This window comes from Janibacter hoylei PVAS-1, assembly GCF_000297495.1.
GTDB classification, from domain to species: Bacteria; Actinomycetota; Actinomycetes; order Actinomycetales; family Dermatophilaceae; genus Janibacter; species Janibacter hoylei.
In genome coordinates, this window is sequence record NZ_ALWX01000055.1 from 14,990 (window position 1) to 31,528 (window position 16,539).

Below are 16,539 nucleotides of genomic sequence, written 5' to 3' on the forward strand. Positions count from 1 at the left end.
GGCCACGGCCAGCAGCGTCGGTGGGAGCACGAGCACCCAGAAGGCGAAGGTTCCCCACGGGGGGGCGAAGGGGGAGGGCCCCCCTCAGAGGACGTCGTGACCGGGGTGGTTGCCATGCGCCAGCTCCTCGGCAACCTCGAGGGCGGGGCGCACCTTGGGCGTCTTGGGTATGACGCCGAGGCGGCCGGCCTGGAAGTCCTCGAAGGCGGTGACGAGCTCCTCGCGGGTGTTCATGACGAAGGGGCCGTAGGCGGCGATGGGCTCGCGGATCGGGCGGCCGCCGAGCAGGATGACCTCGAGCGAGGCGCTGCGGGCGTCCTGGGTGTCCTCCGCGGTGATCTCGAGGGCGACGCCGGAGCCGAAGACGGCGAGCTGGCCCTCGCGGATCGGGCGCCGGTCGGGGCCGACGGTGCCGCGGCCGGAGAGCACGTAGGCCAGGCCGTTGAAGTCCTCGCGCCATGGGATGTGCATCCGCGCACCGGGCGCGATCGTCGTGTGGATCATCGAGATCGGTGTCGTCGTGATGCCCGGGCCCTCGTGGCCGTCGAGCTCTCCGGCGATGACGCGCAGCAGTGCGCCGCCGTCGTGGCTGGAGAGCAGGCCGACCTGGCCGGAGCGGATGTCCTGGTAGCGCGGGTCGGACATCTTCTGGTGGCTCGGGAGGTTGACCCACAGCTGGAGGCCGTGGAAGACACCGCCGCCCACGACGAGCTCCTCCGGCGGGGCCTCGATGTGCAGCAGGCCGGAGCCAGCGGTCATCCACTGGGTGTCGCCGTCGGTGATCAGGCCGCCGCCACCATGGGTGTCCTCGTGGGCGAAGGTGCCGTCGATGATGTAGGTGACCGTCTCGAATCCGCGGTGCGGGTGCCAGCTGGTGCCGCGCGCCTCACCGGGGGCGTACTCGACCTCACCCATCTGGTCCATGTGGATGAAGGGGTCCAGGCGCGCCATGTCGACACCGGCGAAGGCGCGGCGGACGGGGAAGCCCTCGCCCTCGAAGCCCTTGGGCGCCGTGCTCACCGACAGCACCGGGCGGGAGACCGCGTCGGGGGTCGGCTGGGTGACGCGGGGGAGGGCGAGGATGTCGTCGACGGTCACAGCGGGCATCGGGTGTTCCTTCGGTTGGTGATCGTCCGTGACAACAGTAGTTGAAAATCAAACATTCCGGGAGGTCGCCTAGTCTCGGGCTCGTGCCCCCTCGCTCGCCCCTGCCGCCGCGCCACGGTCTCGGCGCGGCCTGGGTGCGCACCCCCGACCACGACCACGGCCGGCCGCGCCCGTGGTCGACGATGGGCCACTGGCTGCGCGACACCTCGCCGGAGGGGGTCGACGTCGACGGGATGCTCGCCGACGAGCGCTTCGTCTACGGCGACGGTTCGGTGCTGCTGGCCGACGACGCCTACCGGCCGCACACCTTCGTGTGGTTCCACCGTGACCTGCGCGAGGAGCCCGAGGTGCCCGGCGATATCGCGGTCCTCCACCGTGACGAGCGGCTCGTCGTCGTCGACAAGCCGCCCTTCCTCTCGACGATCCCCCGCGGTCGGCACGTGCGGCAGAGCGTCACCGTGCGACTGCGTGACGAGCTGGGCCTGCCCGAGCTCTCGCCGCTGCACCGCCTCGACCGGGTCACCTCCGGCGTGCTCCTGCTCGCCACCGAGCGGCGGTGGCGCGGGCCGTACCAGTCGCTCTTCGAGCACCGGCAGGTGCGCAAGACCTACCTCGCGCTCGCGCCCCGGCGCGACGAGCTGACCTTCCCGTGCACGGTGCGCAACCACATCGCCAAGACGCGCGGGGTGTGGCAGGCGCAGGTCGTCCCAGACGCCCCGGTCAACGCGGTGACCGACATCGAGGTCGAGGCGCGGCTGGGCGACCTCGCCGTCTACCGGCTGACGCCGCACACCGGGCGGACCCACCAGCTGCGGCTGCACCTGCACGGACTCGGCATCCCGATCGTCGGCGACCCGCTCTACCCCGAGGTGCTCGACGTCTCGGTCGACGACTTCTCGACGCCGCTGCAGCTGGTCGCGAGCACCCTCGAGATCGTCGACCCGGTCGACGGGCGCGAGCGGCGCTTCGTCAGCGGGCGGAGCCTCCCGATCACGTAGCAGCGGCCCCACCCCGCGGGTCGCGAGGTGGGGCCGCTGTCGGTCGAAGGGGGTCTCAGCCCCGGCGCGCTCCGGTCAGGTCCGATGCGGCCGACCCGCTGACGGAGTCGCCCCCTTCGCCCGCGGTGCGGTGGTCGCCCTCACCGGACTCCGACGCGTAGGCGTCGAGCACCTGCTGGCCGGCGTCCTCGACCGGGTGGTCGTCGTTGGACTCGCGCAGCGGGGTGTTGGGGATGAAGAGCGTCGCGACGAAGACGACGGCGAGGATCGGCAGGCCGAGCGCGAAGGCGTCGGTCAGCTTGTCGGCCAGGCCCCAGCGGACGGCGTCGGCGACAGCCGGGGGCAGCTTGGCCAGGGCGCTCGGGTCGAGCACCGCCCCGGCGTCCATGTGACCGCCGGCCTGCGCGGGCATGCCGCCGGGCAGGTGCGAGGCGATCTTTTCCTGCAGACCGCTGGACATGACCGCACCGAAGATCGCGATGCCGACGGTCGAGCCGACGTTGCGGAAGAACTGGGTGGACGCGGTGGCGACGCCCATGTCGGCGCGGGAGACCACGTTTTGCACGACGAGGGTGTACTGCTGCATCGCCATGCCGAGGCCGACGCCGAGGACGACCATCGCCTCGGTGAGCTGCAGGCTCGTGGCGGTGTGGTCGAGGCGGGTGAGCAGGAAGACGCCGACCGCCATGATCGCGATGCCCGTGAGCATGAAGGCAGGTACCTGCCCGTGCGGGTGATGAGCATCCCGGTGAGGATGCCGCAGATGATGAAGCCGAGCATGAGCGGCATGAGGATCAGGCCGGAGTTCGTCGCGTTGACCCCGATGACGCCCTGGGCGAAGACCGGGATGTAGATGATCGCGCCGAACATGACGATCGCGACGCCGAAGGCGGACACCAGGCTCAGGCTGATCGTGCGGTTGGCAAAGAGGCGCAGCGGCAGCACCGGCTCGACAGCCTTGCGCTCGATGACGACGAAGGCGGTGAGGGCGACGACGCTCAGGGCGAAGAGGCCGATGGACTCACCGGACCCCCAGGCCCAGCTGGAGCCGCCGAAGGAGACGGCGAGCAGCAGGGCGACGAGACCGGTCGAGAGGGTCGTGATGCCGAGGTAGTCGATGGGGGCCTTGCGCGGGGTGTGCGGCACGTGGAGGAAGCGCGCGATGAAGAAGAGCGCGATCAGGCCGATGGGCAGCGACACGAAGAAGAGCCAGCGCCAGCCGAGGTGGTCGGTGATGACGCCGCCGAGGAGCGGGCCGGCGACCGAGGTGACGCCGAAGACCGCGCCCATGAGGCCCTGGTACTTGCCGCGCTGTCGCGGCGGGATGATGTCGCCGATGATCGTCTGCGACAGCGGCATGAGCGTGCCCATGCCGAGGCCCTGCACGGCGCGGCCGGCGACGAGCATCCAGAAGCTCTGCGAAAAGCCGGCGATGATCGAGCCGATCATGAAGACGACGATGCCGCCGAGGTAGAAGGCGCGGCGGCCGTAGAGGTCGGAGAACTTGCCGACGATCGGCACGGTGACGGCGGAGACGAGCATGGCCGCGGTGGCGACCCAGCTGTAGTGGTCCATGCCGCCGAGCTCGGAGACGATCCGGGGCAGGGCGGGGCCGACGATGGTCTGGCTGACAGAGGCGACGAGCATGCCGAGCATGAGGCCGGCGAAGACGCGCTTGTTCTCCGTGCTCATCGTGTAGGGGGCGGATGCCGTGGTGGTGCTCACGAGGCGGTCCTTCCGGAGGTCTGGAGGGGCGAAGGGGGGGTGCGTCGCCGACTGCGCGTCGGCGGCAAGATCTGCGGCGAGCCGGGTGAGGAGACGGTCGAGGTCGACGAGGTCCTCCTCCGGCCAGTCGGCGAGCACCCGGCCGAGGAGGCCGGTGCGGGCGCTGCGCTCGTCGAGGAGCGTCTGGAGGCCGTCCCGCTCAGGCGCACCGTGGAGGCGCGCCCGTCACTGGGGTCGGGCAGGCGCTCGAGGAGCCCGTGCGTCTCGAGGTGGCTCACCCGTCGGCTGATCGTCGACAGGTCGTGGCCGAGGGACTCGGCGAGCTTGGAGATGCGGATCCCGGCCTCGGTGGGGCAGTGCGCCAGCGTGCCGAGGAGGGCGTAGTCGGTGCGGCTCATGGCCTGGGGGTCGAGCGCCTGACGGCGGGCGATCATCTTCGAGAAGAGCCCGAAGACCTGACCCAGCGTCTCCTGCAGCTGAACTGCGACGGTGGGGTTGGTTGTGTGCATACATCAACTATATACCTGCGTGCCGCAAGCATCCAAATGAAGTCGTGCACGGCTCCTGAGGAAGCCGGTCGGCGATCGGCTCGACAGGGGATGGTCGGCCATCTCAGTTCATCTCGGGCACCTGGAAGGGGCGACCGCTCGCCGGGCCGAGTGGACGCCAACGCGCTCGCGTGGCGCGGTCGTCGCTGCACTTGTCTGGGGAAACCCGCAGTGGCGCCCCGCATTTGCCTAGGGAAATGCGCACTCCCGGTCGGCGACGATGCCGGCGGTGCGCTCCTCCTGGAAGCTCAGCTCTGCTCGATGAGCAGGGTCGGGGTGCCCAGGGCGCGGTCGCGGACGGTCGCCACGCGGGTGCCGGGCTTGCGGCCGGTGCGCACCTCGGAGACCTCGACGCCGCCGGCGACGAGGCGCTCGCGGGTGGCCTCGATGTCGGCGGACCGCCAGGCCAGGCCGCCGAAGGAGTCGGGTTCGCCCGTCGGCTCGATCGGCGCGGCCACCTCGACGACCGCGTCGCCGCACCGGAAGAAGAGCCCGCGGAAGCCGTGCTCGGTCAGGCGCCGGTCCAGCCGGAGGTCGAGACCGACGCGTGCGCCGAGGTCGGCGGCGGCACGCTCGGCGTCGCCGGTGCGCACGACGACGTGGTCGAGGACGAGGTCGGTGCTCTCTTCGCCCTCGACGAAGGGAGCGAGTCGCCAGGTCAGCCCGCCGAGGTCGAAGCCGCTGGCGTCACCGACGAGGCCGCGCCGCTGGAGCAGCCGCTCGGTTGCCGCGACGTCGTCGACGCCGAGGGTGACGGCCGTCAGGCCGCCGGTCCCCTCGACCACCTCGACCTCGCGGTCGACGGGGCCGAGCCGCCGCCACGCGTCCTGCGTGGCGGCGGGCTCGGGGCTGCTGATGGTCAAGCCGGTGATGCGCACCCGGCCATCATGCCGTCGCCGGCTCCTTCGGCGACCACGGCTGGGCGAAGGGGGTCGCCGGCCGCCCTGTGTCAGCGACGGTCGAAGGTCTCGATCGTGCCCGCGAGGGTCTCGTCGGCGCGCAGCTCAGGGACCGTCCTCGGCGGGGGCCCTTCGAGACGGCGCTGGCTCGCGTCCTCAGGGACCGGGGGTCAGAGCATCTTGCGAACGACGGAGAGCGGCAGCACCTTCATCGCGGAGCCGACGACGACCCAGGGCTTCGGCGGGACGAGCGCCTTGGGCTTGCGGCCCTCGATGGCGACGACCATCGCGCGCACGCCGGTCTCGGTGTCGACCATGAACTTCGTCTTCTGCTCGACCTTCTCGTTCATCTCGGAGCGGATGTAGCCCGGGTAGAGGACGGTCACGTCGATGTCGAGCTCGGGCTTGCCCATGAGCTCGCTGCGGATGCCCTCGCCGAGGGAGGCGAGGAAGGCCTTGGAGGCGCCATAGGTCGTCATCGACTTCGGCATGCCGCGCAGCGCGGTGACCGAGGCGATGAGCACGAGGTGCCCTGCCTTGTGCTCGCGGAAGATCGCCATCGCGGCCTCGGTCTGGATCGCGGCGCCGAGCACATTGGTCTCGATGGTCTGCCGGTTGGCGTAGTGGCTGCCCTTGCCATAGGGCGCACCCTTGCCGAGGCCGGCGTTGACGATCACCCGGTCGAGGCGACCGAAGTCCCCCTTCGCCTGGTCGAAGACGGCGGTGACGGCGTCGTCGTCGGTGACGTCGAGGGCATAGGTCTCCACCCGGCGGCCGGGGTGGTCGGCGAGGATCTGCGCCTTGAGCTCGTCGAGCCGGTCGGTGCGGCGCGCGGTCAGGGCGAGGTCGTGGCCGAGCGCGGCGAACTGGCGGGCCATCTCGGCGCCGAGGCCGGAGCTGGCACCGGTGATGAGGGTCGTGAAGGTCATGGCCCGACGGTACCGGGCGCGCGACCGACGGCGGCGGCGCGGTCAGGTCCGCACGAGCAGCGCGTGCTCCTCGCAGCGCACCGTCAGGCGGCGTGCCGGGCCGAGCACGTCGCCGTCGAGCTGGACGTGCAGCGGCGCCTCGCTGACCACCTCGACCTCCCGCGAGGCGCGGGTCGCCAGCCCCGGGACGTCACCGGGGAGCCGGAAGACCCCCTTCGCCGCGACACCCAACCACTGGCCGGGGCGGCGCACGGTCACCTCGAGCACGTCGAAGAGCCCGTCGTCGACCAGCCCGCCCGGCGCGATGTGCACCCCGGCGCGGACCCGGGTGCAGTTGGCCGCGAGCACGCTCCACACCCGCAGGTGCTCCGGGTCGCCGCCGTCGTGACGCACCGTCACCGGCACCGGCCGGCGCAGCGCGCTCACCGTCGCCGGTGCGACGTACGCCGGCCAGCCGATCCGGTCCTTGAGCGTCGGGTTGGTCGCCGCGACCGTCGCCGCGTCGTGGCCCATCCCCGCGAGCACGACGAAGGGGAGGTCCCCCGAGTCGTCGACGCGGGCCAGACCCAGGTCCACCGGGCGCGGCCGACCGGCCACCGCGACCTGCACGGCCGCAGGGACGGTGCGGGGTAGCCCGAGGTTGTGCGCGAGCAGGTTGGCCGTGCCGGCGGGCACGATGCCCAGCTCGACGCCCGTGCGGGCCAGTCCGTGGGCCACCTCGCGCACCGTGCCGTCCCCGCCGGCCACGACGACCAGCTCCGCGCCGGCGGCGATCGCGGCAGCCGCCTGGCTCCGCCCGGTCTCCTCGCGGGAGGTGAGGTGCACGGCCGGCTCCGGCCAGCGGGACTGCCGGGCGTGCGCGGTGACGGCGTCGAGGACCCGCTCCCAGCCCCCCTTCGAGGGGTTGAGGACGAGGCCGAGCCTCACGCGGTGCGGGAGTCGTCGAAGACGACGATGGAGCCACCGTAGCTGGCGACCCAGATGCGCTTCTTCGTCGGCTCGTAGGTGATGCCGATCGGCAGGCCGTCGGTCGACTCGGTCTGGACGACCGTGAAGTCCTCGGTGCGGATCTTGCTCACCGTGCTGCTGCCGTAGTTGCCGACGTACAGGGCGCCGCCGTCGGGGCTCATGGCCATCGACCGCGGCTGCGAGCCGACCTGCACCTCGCGGACGGTCTTGCCGGTCGTGGTGTCGACCTCGCTCACCGTGCCGGAGCCGTTGTTGGAGACGTAGAGGTGCTTGCCGTCGGGGGAGACGAGCAGGTGCCGCGGGCCGTCGCCCGTCGACGCGAAGTCGGTCACCTCACCCGACGCCAGGTCGACCCGGACGGTCTCGTCGGAGCCCATGATCGCGACGAAGGCGACCTTGTCGTCCGGGCTGACGGCGATGCCGCGCGGGTGCTTGCCGGGGAGCTTGATCGTGCGGGTGACCTCGGCGGTCTTGGTGTCGATGACGTCCATGTCCATCGAGCACCAGTTGGTGACGAGCACCCGCGAGCCGTCGTGGGTGGCGGCGACGTACTTGGGCACCGCACCGACGCGGACGACGTCGGTGATCTCGAGCGTCGCGGTGTCGATCTTGTAGACGTAGCTGTCGGAGATGCCCTCGGGGCCGGTGCAGGCGTCCTTGCCCTCCGGCGCGAAGCCCTCGCCGTACATCGAGTAGTTGCTCACCCAGGCGGTCTTGCCGTCGGGGCTGAAGGCCATCTCGACGGGCGCGCCCCGGCTCGAGCCGGAGTGGCCCTCCTCGCCGAAGGCGGCGAGGTCGACCTCGTCGGAGATCGTCTTGTGCAGCGCCCCGTCGGCGCCGAAGACGCTCACCGTGTGCGTGTACATCATGTTTTGCGCGAAGACCTGTCCCGTGGGCGAGGCGACGACCGACTTGGGGGTCAGCTCGCCGGTGATCCGCTGGACCCTCGTCATCGTCGTGTCCGCGGGGGGCGCCGAGCGCTCCCTTCGCCGCCGGTGACTCCTCGGGGGGCGGGCTGCTCGACCTTCGCCGGTGCGCTCGAGGGTGACGGGGCCGCGGTGGGGCTCGCGGTGACCTTGGCGGCCTCGGCGCTGTCACCGCCGAAGAGGCGGCCGAGGCAGAGCGCGACGACGATGACGACGATGACGAGCACGGCGAGGGCGACACGACGTCGTCGCACGTAGACCGGGTCGTTGTTGATCTTCACGGAAGGACACCTCGGCAGTCGGTTCCTCGCAAACTACGGCGGCCGGGCGCGTGGGCGGGGGAGGCGCACCGACGTCGGCCGCAGCCCTACCAAAGGATGACGCGGGACCAGACCTGCGACCGATGTCGCGCCCCGGGGGCCTTCGTAGCCTTGGCGGCATGGGAGGCACGCAGGTCTACGAGATGGTCATCGACGGTCGCCGGCACCGGGTCGAGACCTCCGTCGGCGACGGGTGGAGCAACACCGCGACCTGGTGGGTCGACGACGAGGAGCTGGCCACGGCGACGTCCGCCGCGGCCGACAACCTCTACCTCGTGGCCGACGAGGAGCACGAGCTCGCCGACGAGGTCGGGGCCGTGCGCGCCCGCTTCACCACTCTGAGCAAGCCGGTGCGCGCGACGTGGTTCGACGGCGACCGCTCGACCGCCGAGGCCAAGGCGCAGCTCGGGGTCGGGGGGCTCGACCTCGTGCCGGAGCCCGGGTCCCCGGCGGCGGTGCGTGAGGACCGGATGCGCGCCAAGCCGCGCCTCTACGCCGCGCGGCACGTCCTGGCCGGGGTGGGCAAGGTCGTCATACCGATCCTGCTTGCCGCGCTCGCGGCCCGCCTCGTCGTGTCGATCCCGTGGCCCGACTGGGACCTGCCGTCCATCCCGTGGCCCGACTGGGACCTGCCGTCGATCCCGTGGCCCTCGCTCGACCTGCCCGCGATCCCGTGGCCGGACTGGACCGCGCCCGGGTGGCTCGTCTGGATCCTCGACCACCTGAAGTACGTCTTCCCCGTCATCGCCGGTCTGCTCCTGGCCCGGGCCGAGATCTCGCGGCGACGCCACCAGGACGCCGAGCGGGCACGGAGGGCCGCAGGGGGCCCCTCCGTGCCCGGCTCGGGGAGCTCAGCGGTGCGGGACGTCCCGGCGGACGAAGCCGATGACGCCGAGGACCGTGAGGGCGAGGCCGCCGAGCGCCGCGACGAGTGAGCCCGTGACGTCGACCCGCTCGGCCGGGACGTTGCCGAGAGCAGGGTGCCGCCGGTGAGACGACCAGGTGTGGGGTGAGCCAGGCGGTGCGGCTCCCAAGAGGCGGCCACCTCGTCGTATCCGCCGAGCGGGATGGCGCAAGGGGGGTGGGTCCCGATGCCGTCGTCTGCGGCTGTATCGGGTGTGGACAAGATGGCCGCATAGAAGCGCATCGCCTGGTCAGCCCAGCGGGCGAGGCCCGCTCCGCGATGAGCGCGAGCGCGGCATCGCGCACCCGCGCCCGCCCGGTGCGATCGTCGACTGAACTCACGTTCAGCAGGCTGAACCTGCGTTCAGTCGCTGGGCAAGGACTGCGTATTTCCCTAGGCAAATGCGCAGCCCTGCCCGCATTTGCCTAGGGAAATGCGGGCCACCACCCGCATTTGCCTAGGGAGATGCGCACCCCCCCGCCCGCGTCCCTACAGTCGAGCGCATGACCCTCGTCCACGGACTCGTCCTCGCGGCCGGAGCCGGTCGGCGGATGGGCCGGCCCAAGGCCCTCGTCACCGACTCCGACGGCACCTCGTGGCTGGCCCGCGCCGTGTCCGTCCTGGACGAAGGGGGTTGTGGCGCCACGGTCGTCGTGCTCGGCGCGAGCGGCGAGCAGGCCGAGCTGGACCTGCCGCGCACCACCTGGACGCACTGCCCGGACTGGGCGAAGGGGGTGGGTCACTCCCTTCGTCATGGCCTGGAGGTCCTCGGCGAGGATGAGGCCGATGCCGCCCTGGTCCACCTCGTCGACCTGCCCGACGTCACGGCTGTCGTGGCGCAGCGGCTGCTCGGGGGAGAGGTGGGGCGTGGCTCCCTGCGCCGGGCGGTGTACGCCGGGGCGCCGGGGCACCCGGTGCTCATCGGGCGGGACCACTGGGGTCCACTCGTGGCCGAGCTCGCGGGCGACAGCGGTGCCGGCGACTACCTGCGACGTCACGGCGCGGAGCGGGTCGAGTGCAGCGACCTCGCGACCGGCCGGGACGTCGACCGACCTCAGCCGTGAGCGTGGTGGATCGGCCCGGCACGTTCCGACAGCCGTGACCCCGCGCCGCCCCAGCGCAGCGAGCTGAGCCGGGCGATCTCGTCGTCGGAGACGCCGACCTCGCGCAGCTGCGCCACGCGCTGGTCGTGCGTGCGGCGCGAGCCCATCGCGCCGACATAGGCGACCTGCTCCAGCCGCAGGGCGACCTCGAGGAGGGGGATGTCGAACTTCGGGTCATGGGTGAGGACGGTGAGGACCGTGCGCGCGTCGATGCGACCGGCCTGGGCCTCCTCGCGCAGGTACTCGTGCGGCCAGCGCACGACGACCTCGTGAGCCCCGGGCAGCCGCGCCGCGGTGGCGAAGGTCGGTCGGGCGTCGCACACCGTGACCCGGTAGCCGAGGAGCCGGCCCTGGTCGGCCATCGCCGAGGCGAAGTCGATGGCGCCGAAGACGATGAGCCGCGGCGGCGGCGCGAAGGCCTCGACGAAGACGCGCATCCCCTCGCCGCGGCGCTCCCCGTCGGGCCCGTAGGTGAGGACCTCGGACAGGCCCTGGGCGAGCAGCCCCCGAGCGTCGTCGGCGAGGGCCGCGACCTGTCGGGGGCTGAGCATCTCCTCAGGGGCCGGGGAAGGGGAGTCACCGTCCGGCCGCACGACGAGCCGCTGCCCGACGAGGCCGCGGTCCGGGTGCTCGATGACGGTGGCGACCGCCACCGGGCGACCCGAGCGGATGTCCGCGACGACTTCGGGCAGGTCGGGGAAGGTCGTGGCCGACACCGGCTGGACGAAGAGCTCGAGGGTGCCGCCGCACGTCAGGCCCACCTCGAGGACGTCACCGTCGCTCACGCCGTAGCGGGTGAGTGTGGGGGCCCCGTCGGTGACGACCTCGCGGGCCAGCTCGTAGACGGCCCCCTCGACGCAGCCACCCGACACCGAGCCGACGGCACGGTCCTCGTCCACGAGCATCGTGGCCCCCGGCTGGCGCGGGGCGGAGTGCCACGTGACGGTGAGCGTCGCGAGGCCCACGGTGCGGCCGGCGTGCCAGGCGGACTCGAGGTCGTCGAGGACGTCGTGCACGGGCGCCCCCTTCGTCGGCGGTGACGCCTGCGCAGCCTAGGCCGGTGCGCCCACGCTCGCCTCCCGACGAAGGATGCTGGGACTGGCCGACCCGAGGCGTAGCGTCGCACCCATGACGACCCAGGCGGGCCAGGCGCCCGTGCTCCGCGACGACGAGTTCCCCGACAACCCGTGGCCAGCGCTGTGGGCGCTCGTCGTCGGCTTCTTCATGATCCTCGTCGACGTCTCGATCGTCTCCATCGCGACGCCGGCGCTCATGGAGAGCTTCGACGCGGGCATCGAGCCGGTGCTGTGGGTGACGAGCGCCTACCTGCTCGCCTACGCGGTGCCGCTGCTCATCACGGGGCGCTTCGGCGACCGCTACGGACCCAAGCGGCTCTACCTCACCGGCCTGGCGATCTTCACCCTCGCCTCGCTCGCCTGCGGTCTCGCGCCGACCATCGGGTGGCTCATCGGCGCCCGCGTCGTCCAGGGGCTCGGAGCGTCGATGATGACCCCGCAGACGATGGCCGTCATCACCCGCACCTTCCCGCCGGCCCGACGCGGCTCGGCCATGGCGCTGTGGGGCGCGACCGCCGGCGTCGCCTTCCTCGTCGGTCCGCTGCTCGGGGGCCTGCTCCTCGACTCGTGGGGCTGGGAGTGGATCTTCTTCATCAACGTGCCGGTGGGGATCCTCGGCTTCGTCGCGGCGGCCCGTCTCGTGCCCCAGCTGCAGCGGCACGCCCACCAGATGGACTGGGTGGGCGTCGGCCTGTCGGCCGTCGGCCTCTTCCTCGTGATCTTCGGCCTGCAGGAGGGCGAGAGCAACGACTGGGGGCAGCTCGCCGGCCCGATCACGGTGCCCGCGCTCATCGGCCTCGGGGTCCTCGTCCTCGTCGGCTTCGTCGGGTGGCAGGCGCGGGGGCCGGCCGAGCCGCTCGTGCCGCTCGGGCTCTTCCGCGACCGCAACTTCTCGTTGTCCAACCTGGCGATCACGACGATGGGCCTGTCGGTGACGGCCATGATGTTTCCCCTCCTCGTGTGGCTGCAGAGCGTGCGCGGCTACACCCCCACGGAGGCCGCCCTGCTCATGGCGCCCCAGGCGATCGCCTCGATCGCCCTCGCCCGGCCGGTCGGCCAGCTCGTCGACCGGATCCACCCGCGGGTGCTGCCGGCGCTGGGGCTGGGGGGCTTCGCCGTGACCCTCTTCGTGCTCTCGCGCCTGATGACCCCCGACTCCTCGATCGTCGCCGTGTGCGTCGCGATGACCTTCATCGGCGTGACCGGCGCCTGCATCTGGGGCCCGCTCGCGACGACGGCCAACCGCAACCTGCCGATCCACCTCGCCGGCGCCGGCTCGGGCATCTACAACACGACCCGCCAGGTCGGCTCGGTCATCGGGTCCGCGGCCATCGCCGCCCTGATGTCCGCGCGCATCGCCGCCCACCTCGGCCCGCAAGCGGCCGAGCGCTTCGGCTCGGGCGAAGGGAGCGCCGCCGCCGGTCCCGCAGCCCTGCCCCCGCAGGTCGCCGAGGCGCTGTCCTCCGCCTTCGCCGAGTCACTGCTCATGCCGGCCGCCGCGCTCGTCGTCGGTGCCGCCGCCGCCCTCGCGCTGGAGCAGATGCGTCACCAGCGGGGCTAGGTGGCCGGGTGGCCCGGCCACTCACGCCAGAGCGGCGACCGCCGCCTCCCACGCGGCGGCGAGCTCGGTGAGGTCGGCCCGGTGGTCGCGGATGCGGCAGCCGAGCGCATTGGGCTTGACCTCGATGCCCTCGACCGCCCACTCGACGAAGGCCGCCTGGCGCAGGTGCGAGGGCAGGTCGCCGGTGGCATTGGTCACCCGCCACCACGTGACGTTGCTGCCGTAGACCCGCATGATCGCGCCGACCTGCCGCGGGCCGGTGCCGACGAGCGCGGCGAGGTCGCCGTAGGAGACGACGCGCCCTCGCGGCACGAGCTCGACGGCGCGCAGCACGCGCTCGACGAGGACGTCGTCCACCACCGCTCCCGCCCCTCGAGCCCTCGGCCTACTTCTCGCTGATCGTCACGCTCTCGATGCGGTGGACCTTGGCCGGGGTGCCGTCGCCGACCGAGCCATCGGCCTCGATCGCCTCGACGGCATCCATGCCCTCGGTGACCTTGCCGAAGAGGCTGTAGCTCGGCGGCAGCTGCACGCCCGCGTCGCCGGTGATGATGAAGAACTGCGAGCCGTTGGTGTCCGGCCCGGCATTGGCCATCGCGACGGACCCGACCTCGTAGTCGCCCGACTGGGGCAGCTCGTCGTCGAACTCGTAGCCCGGTCCGCCGCTGCCATTGCCCGAGGGGTCGCCGCCCTGGGCCATGAAATCCTGGATGACGCGGTGGAAGGTCAGGCCGTCGTAGTACTTGTAGCGGGCGAGGACGACGAAGTTGTTGACGGTCTCGGGCGCCTGCTTCGCGTCGAGCTCGATCGTCACGTCACCGGCATCAGTCGTCATCGTCGCGGTGTAGGTCTTGGCCTCGTCGATGCACATCGGCGGCGCCTGCTCGAAGCTCGTGGCCCGCACCTTCGCCCCGTCCTCGGGCGGGCACTCCGTCTCCCCGCTGATGGCCGTGGTCTCCGCGCCCGACGAGGTGGCGCCCTCGCCGTCGGTGGAGTCGGAGCCGCACCCGGTGAGGGCGAGCAGGGCGGCGGCGGCAAGAGCGGCGGTACGTCGGGTCATGGCCGGAGTCTAGGAGCGCACGGAGCATGATGAGGGACATGATCGCGATCACCGACCTGCTCGGCACCACCCACCCGATCATCAGCGCCCCGATGGCCGGCGTCGCCGGCGGCCGTCTCGCGCACGCCGTCTCCGCGGCCGGCGCCCTCGGCATGATCGGCGCGCGCGGCAGCGCGTCACCGGGGTGGATCGCGGAGCAGGCGGCGATCGCGGGGGCGGGCGGGGCCCCCTTCGGCATCGGGCTCATGGCCTGGGTGCCGGAGCTCGACGAGCAGATCGACGCGGTGACGGCGCTCGCCGGGCTCTCCCGGCCCAAGCTCGTCTCGGTCTCCTTCGGGCCGCTGCGGGAGCCGGTGCGCCGGCTGCACGAGTGGGGCCTGCTCGTCGCCTGCCAGGTCGGCAACGCGACCGATCTCGACGAGGCGATCCGCGCGCGGGCCGATGTCATCGTCGCTCGCGGTGGCGAAGGGGGCGGCCACGGCCGTGACGAGATGGGCACCGACGAGATCCTCGCCGCAGCGCTCGCCGCGACCGACCGCCCGGTCGTCGCAGCCGGTGGCATCGCGACGGCCGAGGACCTCGCCCGGGTCATGTCGGCCGGGGCAGCCGGCGCGTGGTGCGGCACCCCCTTCCTCACCTGTGTCGAGGCCGACAACTCGCCGCAGGCGCGGGCAGCGCTCGTCGCGGCGGACAGCACCCGCTACTCGCGGGTGCACGACGTCGCCCAGGGCATCGCGTGGCCGCGGGAGTTCGGCGGGCGGGCGGTGGCCACCCCCTTCGTCCGGCAGTGGGCCGGCCAGGAGGACGCCATGACCGACGCGGCGAAGGGGGAGCACGCCGCCGGTCGGGAGCGGGGCGACACCGACTACACGCCGCTCTACGCTGGCGTGGGTGTCGACCGCCTGACCGCCGAGACCGATGCGGCGAGCGTCGTGCGGCAGCTGGTGCCCGGCGGCTGAGCCGGCCCGCCCGGGTCAAGTACCGCGTCTGCTCCCGGACCTGCTCCTCGTGGCAGACCTCGCCCTGGGACGACGTCTGAGGGATTTGATCCGCACGTGACCGCCGTCACAGGATGGGGTCATGAGCGACGAGATCTCCGCCGGCGTCCACTTCCCGGCTGACGGCGAGGGCGTGCGGTCGACGACCGCCACGACGAAGGGGGTCCTCGCGGACTCCGTGCGCGGGGTCGACCCCGCGCTCGCCGACCGCATCGAGGGCGTGCGCGACTGGCGCAAGGGCTATGTCGACCTCGTCCGCGACGTGACCGCGGCGAGTGCGGCCAGCGCCGATGCCGCCCGGCAGATCGCTGACGACGGGCTCGCCTCGATGCGACGCCGGATGGTGCTCGTCGACGCAGCCGGCGACGAGTCTCCGCTCGACGAGGCGACCGTGACGCTGCCCCCGGGGGCCGCCCCCTTCGGCTCGGAGAGCGTGCGGGGCACCGCGGACCCCGTGGCCGAGCTGCGGGTGCCGGTCGGTGGCCGCGAGCTCGCCGGTGACGAGCTGCGCGGGCAGCTGGCCGCCTGGGTCGACGCGGGGGTCGTCGAGCCGAGCTTCGCCGCGGCCGTCGCCGAGGTCATCGACCACCCCGAGTGGCTCGCGCTGCCGGGCCACCGCGCCCTGCTCATCGGCGCCGGCGCGGAGATGGGGCCGCTCGAGACGCTGCTGTCGTGGGGAGCCGACGTCCTGGCGATCGACCTGCCGCGCAGCCGCGCCTGGCGGCACAAGAAGGGGCTGGCCACGCGCAGCGCCGGCACCCTGACCTTCCCCGTCGACGTCGCGGGCGACTCCGGTGCCGACGTCGTCCACCAGCCGGGGCAGGTCCTCGAGTGGCTGCGTCGGGTGCGGGGCGAGCAGCCGCTCGCGGTCGGCATGCACGCCTACGCCGACTCCGGGGTGCACGTGCGGGTCACGGCAGCCGTCGACCTGCTCATGGGTGCGCTGACGGACGACGACCCGCAGACCGCGCTCGCCTGGCTGGCCACCCCGACCGATGCCTTCGTCGTGCCCCCGGAGGTCGTCGCGGAGTCACGGCGCCGTTGGGCGGCGCGCGGCGTGGGGCTGCGCGGGGTGCAGGCCCCGGTACGGGCGCTCGGGCGCGGGCGGCTCTTCGCCCCGGCCTACGCGGGTGTCGGCGAAGGGGGCCCCGGCATCGCCGATGTCATCGTCCCGCAGCAGGGACCCAACTACACGATCGCCAAGCGACTGCAGCGGTGGCGGGGCGTCGCCGCGGAGGGCGCCGGTCAGACGGTCTCCTTCAACGTCGCGCCGGCGACGTGGACGCGCTCGGTGACGAAGAACCCCGTGCTCGGCGCGGCCTACGGCGGCGCGCACCGCTTCGGGGTAGAGGTCTTTGCCCCCGAGACGGTGCGTCCGCCTCATGGCGGCCCTGCTTGTGCGCGATCTCGTCGCGA

General features: G+C 72.6%; 18 protein-coding genes. 6 read left to right on the plus strand and 12 right to left on the minus strand.

The window, feature by feature from the left end:
- Nucleotides 1-84: 84 nt before the first annotated feature.
- Nucleotides 85-1,107, minus strand: a complete 1,023-nt coding sequence (locus B277_RS11860; protein WP_083853764.1) for a pirin family protein — start codon at nt 1,105-1,107, stop codon at nt 85-87.
- 83 nt (nt 1,108-1,190) lie between these two features.
- Here B277_RS11860 and B277_RS11865 point away from each other — a divergent pair, with 83 nt between their 5' ends.
- Nucleotides 1,191-2,105: a pseudouridine synthase gene (locus tag B277_RS11865; protein WP_007928565.1), complete on the plus strand. Its 915-nt coding sequence runs from the start codon at nt 1,191-1,193 to the stop codon at nt 2,103-2,105.
- A 55-nt stretch (nt 2,106-2,160) separates the two neighbouring features.
- Here the strand turns inward: B277_RS11865 and B277_RS20000 are convergent, their stop codons facing one another.
- From B277_RS20000 to B277_RS11900, 8 genes are all read right to left on the minus strand, one after another.
- On the minus strand, nt 2,161-2,478 hold the full coding sequence (locus B277_RS20000; RefSeq protein WP_338009767.1) for a hypothetical protein: 318 nt from the start codon (nt 2,476-2,478) through the stop codon (nt 2,161-2,163).
- Nucleotides 2,400-3,830 carry an MDR family MFS transporter gene (locus B277_RS11870; protein WP_338009768.1) on the minus strand — a complete coding sequence of 477 codons (1,431 nt, stop codon included), beginning with the start codon at nt 3,828-3,830 and terminating at the stop codon, nt 2,400-2,402. Before B277_RS11870 ends, B277_RS20000 begins: the two co-directional genes overlap by 79 nt.
- Nucleotides 3,827-4,339, minus strand: a complete 513-nt coding sequence (locus tag B277_RS16140) for a MarR family winged helix-turn-helix transcriptional regulator (RefSeq protein ID WP_007928566.1) — start codon at nt 4,337-4,339, stop codon at nt 3,827-3,829. The genes B277_RS11870 and B277_RS16140 overlap by 4 nt, the downstream gene beginning before the upstream one ends.
- A 287-nt stretch (nt 4,340-4,626) precedes the next feature.
- Nucleotides 4,627-5,256, minus strand: a complete 630-nt coding sequence (locus B277_RS16145) for a VOC family protein (protein ID WP_007928567.1) — start codon at nt 5,254-5,256, stop codon at nt 4,627-4,629.
- 191 nt (nt 5,257-5,447) lie between these two features.
- Entirely contained in the window at nt 5,448-6,206 is a 759-nt protein-coding gene (locus tag B277_RS11885) for an SDR family oxidoreductase (protein WP_007928568.1), read from the minus strand.
- Between the two features lie 42 nt (nt 6,207-6,248).
- Nucleotides 6,249-7,133 carry a diacylglycerol/lipid kinase family protein gene (locus tag B277_RS11890; protein WP_007928569.1) on the minus strand — a complete coding sequence of 295 codons (885 nt, stop codon included), beginning with the start codon at nt 7,131-7,133 and terminating at the stop codon, nt 6,249-6,251.
- Entirely contained in the window at nt 7,130-8,128 is a 999-nt protein-coding gene (locus B277_RS11895; protein WP_007928570.1) for a YncE family protein, read from the minus strand. Before B277_RS11895 ends, B277_RS11890 begins: the two co-directional genes overlap by 4 nt.
- Nucleotides 8,125-8,382 carry a hypothetical protein gene (locus B277_RS11900; RefSeq protein WP_007928571.1) on the minus strand — a complete coding sequence of 86 codons (258 nt, stop codon included), beginning with the start codon at nt 8,380-8,382 and terminating at the stop codon, nt 8,125-8,127. The genes B277_RS11895 and B277_RS11900 overlap by 4 nt, the downstream gene beginning before the upstream one ends.
- A gap of 158 nt (nt 8,383-8,540) precedes the next feature.
- Here B277_RS11900 and B277_RS11905 point away from each other — a divergent pair, with 158 nt between their 5' ends.
- Nucleotides 8,541-9,356, plus strand: coding sequence for a hypothetical protein (locus B277_RS11905; protein ID WP_007928572.1), 816 nt, complete (start codon nt 8,541-8,543; stop codon nt 9,354-9,356).
- A 472-nt stretch (nt 9,357-9,828) separates the two neighbouring features.
- Complete coding sequence (locus tag B277_RS11910; RefSeq protein WP_007928573.1) at nt 9,829-10,389, plus strand: nucleotidyltransferase family protein; 561 nt, start codon at nt 9,829-9,831, stop codon at nt 10,387-10,389.
- Here B277_RS11910 and B277_RS11915 read toward each other — a convergent pair.
- Nucleotides 10,380-11,444 carry an XdhC family protein gene (locus B277_RS11915; RefSeq protein ID WP_007928574.1) on the minus strand — a complete coding sequence of 355 codons (1,065 nt, stop codon included), beginning with the start codon at nt 11,442-11,444 and terminating at the stop codon, nt 10,380-10,382. The two genes, B277_RS11910 and B277_RS11915, sit on opposite strands and share 10 nt — an antisense overlap.
- 112 nt (nt 11,445-11,556) lie before the next feature.
- On the opposite strand from B277_RS11915, the gene B277_RS11920 reads away from it, so the two are divergent.
- Nucleotides 11,557-13,065, plus strand: coding sequence for a DHA2 family efflux MFS transporter permease subunit (locus B277_RS11920; RefSeq protein WP_007928575.1), 1,509 nt, complete (start codon nt 11,557-11,559; stop codon nt 13,063-13,065).
- Between the two features lie 21 nt (nt 13,066-13,086).
- On the opposite strand, the gene B277_RS11925 is transcribed toward B277_RS11920, so the two are convergent.
- Nucleotides 13,087-13,422 carry an MGMT family protein gene (locus B277_RS11925; protein ID WP_007928576.1) on the minus strand — a complete coding sequence of 112 codons (336 nt, stop codon included), beginning with the start codon at nt 13,420-13,422 and terminating at the stop codon, nt 13,087-13,089.
- A 28-nt stretch (nt 13,423-13,450) separates the two neighbouring features.
- Nucleotides 13,451-14,125, minus strand: coding sequence for a peptidylprolyl isomerase (locus B277_RS11930; protein ID WP_007928577.1), 675 nt, complete (start codon nt 14,123-14,125; stop codon nt 13,451-13,453).
- Between the two features lie 38 nt (nt 14,126-14,163).
- Between B277_RS11930 and B277_RS11935 the strand changes: the two genes are divergently transcribed.
- Together B277_RS11935 and B277_RS11940 are read left to right on the plus strand one after the other, a co-directional pair.
- Nucleotides 14,164-15,084 carry an NAD(P)H-dependent flavin oxidoreductase gene (locus tag B277_RS11935; RefSeq protein WP_007928578.1) on the plus strand — a complete coding sequence of 307 codons (921 nt, stop codon included), beginning with the start codon at nt 14,164-14,166 and terminating at the stop codon, nt 15,082-15,084.
- A gap of 121 nt (nt 15,085-15,205) precedes the next feature.
- The coding region (locus B277_RS11940; RefSeq protein WP_007928579.1) for a hypothetical protein at nt 15,206-16,539 on the plus strand (1,334 nt) is incomplete at its 3' end.

Excerpts from the sequence above, each read along its gene's own strand:
- B277_RS11860 (WP_083853764.1), bottom strand. The coding sequence starts at position 1,107 with ATGCCCGCTGTGACCGTCGACGACATCCTCGCCCTCCCCCGCGTCACC.
- B277_RS16140 (WP_007928566.1), bottom strand. The coding sequence starts at position 4,339 with ATGCACACAACCAACCCCACCGTCGCAGTTCAGCTGCAGGAGACGCTG.
- B277_RS11885 (WP_007928568.1), bottom strand. The coding sequence starts at position 6,206 with ATGACCTTCACGACCCTCATCACCGGTGCCAGCTCCGGCCTCGGCGCC.
- B277_RS11895 (WP_007928570.1), bottom strand. The coding sequence starts at position 8,128 with ATGACGAGGGTCCAGCGGATCACCGGCGAGCTGACCCCCAAGTCGGTC.
- B277_RS11905 (WP_007928572.1), top strand. The coding sequence starts at position 8,541 with ATGGGAGGCACGCAGGTCTACGAGATGGTCATCGACGGTCGCCGGCAC.
- B277_RS11910 (WP_007928573.1), top strand. The coding sequence starts at position 9,829 with ATGACCCTCGTCCACGGACTCGTCCTCGCGGCCGGAGCCGGTCGGCGG.
- B277_RS11920 (WP_007928575.1), top strand. The coding sequence starts at position 11,557 with ATGACGACCCAGGCGGGCCAGGCGCCCGTGCTCCGCGACGACGAGTTC.
- B277_RS11930 (WP_007928577.1), bottom strand. The coding sequence starts at position 14,125 with ATGACCCGACGTACCGCCGCTCTTGCCGCCGCCGCCCTGCTCGCCCTC.
- B277_RS11935 (WP_007928578.1), top strand. The coding sequence starts at position 14,164 with ATGATCGCGATCACCGACCTGCTCGGCACCACCCACCCGATCATCAGC.